This is a genomic window from Synechococcus sp. R55.2 (assembly GCF_047462075.1).
GTDB lineage: Bacteria > Cyanobacteriota > Cyanobacteriia > Thermostichales > Thermostichaceae > Thermostichus.
On record NZ_JANSIH010000358.1, the window covers coordinates 1 to 3395 of the forward strand.

4 protein-coding genes are annotated in these 3395 nt (G+C 57.1%); 3 read left to right on the plus strand and 1 reads right to left on the minus strand.

Annotated elements, in window-relative coordinates; genetic code table 11:
• Positions 1 to 651 precede the first annotated feature (651 nt).
• The gene (locus NW838_RS11440) at positions 652 to 948 is read right to left on the minus strand and encodes a hypothetical protein (protein WP_011434379.1); all 297 of its coding nucleotides are present in this window, start codon (positions 946 to 948) and stop codon (positions 652 to 654) included.
• Between the two features lie 214 nt (positions 949 to 1162).
• Between NW838_RS11440 and NW838_RS11445 the strand changes: the two genes are divergently transcribed.
• The 3 genes from NW838_RS11445 to NW838_RS11455 all read left to right on the plus strand — a co-directional run bounded on the left by NW838_RS11445 (position 1163) and on the right by NW838_RS11455 (position 3307).
• Positions 1163 to 1405, plus strand: coding sequence for a Ycf34 family protein (locus tag NW838_RS11445; RefSeq protein WP_414358294.1), 243 nt, complete (start codon positions 1163 to 1165; stop codon positions 1403 to 1405).
• 150 nt (positions 1406 to 1555) lie between these two features.
• On the plus strand, positions 1556 to 2572 hold the full coding sequence (gene hemF, locus NW838_RS11450; protein WP_414358295.1) for an oxygen-dependent coproporphyrinogen oxidase: 1017 nt from the start codon (positions 1556 to 1558) through the stop codon (positions 2570 to 2572).
• Between the two features lie 39 nt (positions 2573 to 2611).
• Positions 2612 to 3307 (plus strand): alpha/beta hydrolase, encoded by a 696-nt coding sequence (locus NW838_RS11455; RefSeq protein ID WP_414428072.1) that lies wholly within the window; start codon positions 2612 to 2614, stop codon positions 3305 to 3307.
• Positions 3308 to 3395: the final 88 nt, after the last annotated feature.

The following is a 3395-nucleotide window of genomic DNA, read 5'->3' on the forward strand; positions in this document are numbered from 1 at the left end:
TCCAAATACCAGGCTTTCAGGACGATGATCGCCATGGGATCCCTCTGCGCTCAGCCTTAAAGGTACGTGACATACTCCCACACTCATGCTGACGCAAAGCGCTCCGCGCCGCCAAAGCGAGAGAGTGCAGGCTTCAAGGACTCCGTCCCGCTGACGGGAAGGGTAGCCCGCGCCCTGTCCACAGGACGAGCGCCGGGAGGATGTCACCATACTCCCCTGCCCAAAGGCAGAGGATTCTGGCTCTTGGTTCCAAGACAGCACTTGCCGTATCGGGTTGCCCCTTTACGACAGCGGTGCCCATCTCCCCAAGCGGGGCAGTTCCCTTCTGCCCTAAGTACCGTTGAAGAGAAAGGGCAAAACCTATTTAGGTTGCTTGCGTAGTCGCCGGACTACCGGGTTTTTTAAGTGGTTGACTACTCTACTACTGGTCTAGAGTACAGCACAAAAGCTGCCGTGAACGGCAGGGCTTTAGACCCAATTCTTTGGTAAAACAATTGCCAGTAAAATGCCAATAAAAGGCTACCCGCTTGCTCGCCTTGCAGGGGCCAACTCAAGCGCTAGACCAAGAGAGCCAAGGTTTTTTTAACTCAGCACAGGTGTCTTTGGGGCAAGGGATCCATCCGACAAGCGCCAACCGACTGCCAGTTGTTTCTAACTGACGGCCACGGGCGACTTAGCCGCAGCAGCAGCGCGATTTTCCTCTTCCTCAGGAGGGACAACGGCAAACTCGATGTGATTGAGCAGGGTGGTCACGAAGGCGAAGAGCAGGAAAGGCAGGGAGATCACCAAAATCAGAGCAATGGTGAGAAAAGCGTAGAGGGGGCTATTCATCAGGGAGAGGGCAGCGGCCAAGCTGGCAAAGATGACAATCAGCCAAACGATGATCTGGCCGTAGATATCTCCAAAGGAGAGGGTGCAGGTGAAGCGGTAGCGGGTGTGAGTGTTCATGGCAGTTCCTCTGGATAGCCTGGATGGTTTGATCCTAAGGGCAGATCAAGCCTCAGCCTGAGAAATATGTCGAGATTTTAGACGAGAGACGAGGAGATGCCTCTCTTTGCTAAGAAATATCTCAAGAATCGGCTGAGAAAGAGGGGATCCCCTGTCTGGAAAGGGGCAGGATGCTACCCTCGAGATTGGGAACCGTCTCTTGCAGGCAGCAGCCATGTGTATTTGTATTCACTGCTACTACGTAGACCGCTGTACCACCTACCACGCCGTGGAAGCGCAGCATCAGCAGCCTCATCTCACGTTGACGCCGGATTTTGAGCCGCAAGGCCCCCAGATCAATGTCAATATCCGCAACGGTGGCACCGAGATGGAATGGGATGTGGTGGGCTGCCAGAGCTTTCGCGAGGAACGGAACAAGTGGGCGCGGCTCCGTCCCTACGAGGTGGTTCCCACGTGAGATCCTAAAACGGCCTGGATTTTACAGAAAGTTTCTTGCCCGGCCAGGTTAGAACTCTTTGGTTCGGTTCTCCCAGCCTGGGAGGGTTTATCTGGGCGGGGGATGTTTTTGGCGAGTTTCGAGAGATTAGATTCGAGAGATTAGAAGACTATGGTGCTGGCCTCAAGCCCTACAGCGCTGCCAGTGGATGCCCGTCAACAGGTGAGCCAATTCATGCAGCGCCTACAAGATGACATCTGTGCCCGTCTGGAGGCCCTAGACGGAAAAGCCAAGTTTCGGGAAGACCGTTGGGAACGCCCTGGAGGAGGGGGCGGGCGCTCGCGGGTCATTCAGCAGGGAGACGTGTTTGAGCAGGGGGGAGTCAATTTTTCCGAGGTGTTCGGATCCCATCTGCCCCCTTCGATTCTGAAACAGCGTCCAGAAGCGGCAGGGCATCCTTTCTACGCCACAGGCACCTCTATGGTGTTGCATCCTCGCAACCCCTATGTGCCGACGGTACACCTGAACTATCGCTATTTTGAGGCGGGGCCGGTTTGGTGGTTTGGGGGCGGGATGGATCTCACCCCCTATTACCTGTTTGAGGAGGATGCGGCCCATTTTCACCGCACCCTCAAGGCAGCCTGTGACCGCTTGGATCCCGTCTACTACCCAGTTTTCAAGATCTGGTGCGATCGCTACTTTTTCCTACCTCATCGCGGCGAGGCGCGCGGCGTTGGCGGCATTTTCTTCGACTATCAGGATGAACGCCCTGGGCTGCTCTATCGGCCTGAAGGCCAGGCGGAAGGGGATCCCGAACAACTGGCTTCTGAGCCACCATCGTTACAGGTGCGGGTGGGATCCCGCAGTTGGGAACATCTTTTCCAGTTGGTGCAAGCCTGTGGCGAAGCCTTCTTGCCGGCCTATGTGCCGATTGTGGAGCGGCGGCAGGGGATGGAATGGGGAGAGCGAGAACGGCAATTCCAGCTCTATCGTCGCGGGCGTTACGTGGAGTTTAACCTGGTCTACGACCGGGGCACGATCTTCGGGCTACAGACCCAAGGCCGCACCGAATCGATCTTGATGTCTTTGCCCCCCTTGGTGCGCTGGGAATATGGCTACGAGCCGCAACCGGACACGTGGGAAGCCAAGCTCCATCAGGTGCTTCGCCAGCCCCAGGATTGGGCGTAGGCCGGCCATACCTTGTCTCCGCCTTTGAGGATCCGCTGCGTGCCTTCTTCTTTGCCCCTCACCTACCGCTTTCAGCCGCCTCGACAGGTCGGCTTGGGATCCGCACCTGTGTTGGTGATGCTGCACGGGATCGGCAGCCACGAGGGGGATTTGTTCCAGTTGGCCCCCTATCTGGATCCCCGGTTGGCGGTGATCAGCTTGAGAGCCCCTATTCCTTGGAGTGGAGGCGGGTTTGCCTGGTTTGAAATGGCCTGGACGCCAGAAGGGCTGGTGGGGGATCCCCAGCAAGCGCGCAATAGCCTCAAGCTCCTGAGCCGCTTTCTGGAACAGGCGCTGCCCAATGGGATCCCGGATATTGCCTTGGATCCCAGGCAGGTGTATTTGCTGGGGTTTAGCCAGGGGGCGATCATGAGCCTGTACTTGGCTCTGACCCAGCCGGAGAAGCTGGCGGGGGTGGTGGCAATGAGTGGGCGCCTATCTCCAGAGATCCTGGCCGAGGCGGTGGAGCCGGAGCGGATGAAACACCTGGCCATCCTGGTGGTTCATGGCACTGCTGATGCTGTTTTGCCGATTGCTTTTGGCCGCCAGATCAGGGATTATTTTGCCCCGCTGCCACTGAACTTTACCTATCGCGAGTACGAGATGGGCCATGAAGTTTCCCCGGAGAGCCTGCGGGATATTCAGGTGTGGTTGCAAAACCTGTTGGATAGGAGAGATTCGGAAGTGAAAACGTAAACTACCCGACTCCGACCGCTAAAGCGGTACGGAGCGGGCTTTCGGTAGCCCTGCAGTTGGCAAGCCAACCACGAACCTCTAGGCTGGT

Excerpts from the sequence above, each read along its gene's own strand:
- NW838_RS11445 (WP_414358294.1), top strand. The coding sequence starts at position 1,163 with ATGTGTATTTGTATTCACTGCTACTACGTAGACCGCTGTACCACCTAC.
- NW838_RS11440 (WP_011434379.1), bottom strand. The coding sequence starts at position 948 with ATGAACACTCACACCCGCTACCGCTTCACCTGCACCCTCTCCTTTGGA.
- hemF (WP_414358295.1), top strand. The coding sequence starts at position 1,556 with ATGGTGCTGGCCTCAAGCCCTACAGCGCTGCCAGTGGATGCCCGTCAA.